The sequence below is a fragment of the Pseudomonas sputi genome, assembly GCF_021603585.1.
GTDB lineage: Bacteria > Pseudomonadota > Gammaproteobacteria > Pseudomonadales > Pseudomonadaceae > Aquipseudomonas > Aquipseudomonas sputi.
In genome coordinates, this window is record NZ_BQHI01000077.1 from 1 (window position 1) to 333 (window position 333).

General features: G+C 53.2%; 1 tRNA gene and 1 rRNA gene. Both read left to right on the plus strand.

Annotated elements, in window-relative coordinates:
* A 16S ribosomal RNA gene (locus L6D81_RS29365) occupies positions 1-53 on the plus strand; the annotation flags it as partial.
* Between the two features lie 160 nt (positions 54-213).
* Positions 214-290, plus strand: a tRNA-Ile gene (locus L6D81_RS29370).
* Positions 291-333 lie beyond the last annotated feature (43 nt).

Consider the following 333-nt stretch of genomic DNA (forward strand, 5'->3'; position numbering starts at 1 on the left):
TGAAGTCGTAACAAGGTAGCCGTAGGGGAACCTGCGGCTGGATCACCTCCTTAATCGACGACATCAGCTGCTCCATAAGTTCCCACACGAATTGCTTGATTCATTGAAGAAGACGAAAGAAGCAGCCAAAAGGGTTGTGGCTTGGTTGGTTAGAGCGCACCCCATGCTCTGCGGTAAGGAGCAGGGTGAGGTCGGCCTTAGCAGCTCGAAATTGGGTCTGTAGCTCAGTTGGTTAGAGCGCACCCCTGATAAGGGTGAGGTCGGCAGTTCGAATCTGCCCAGACCCACCAATTTTGTGTGGGAAACGCCTGTAGAAATACGGGGCCATAGCTC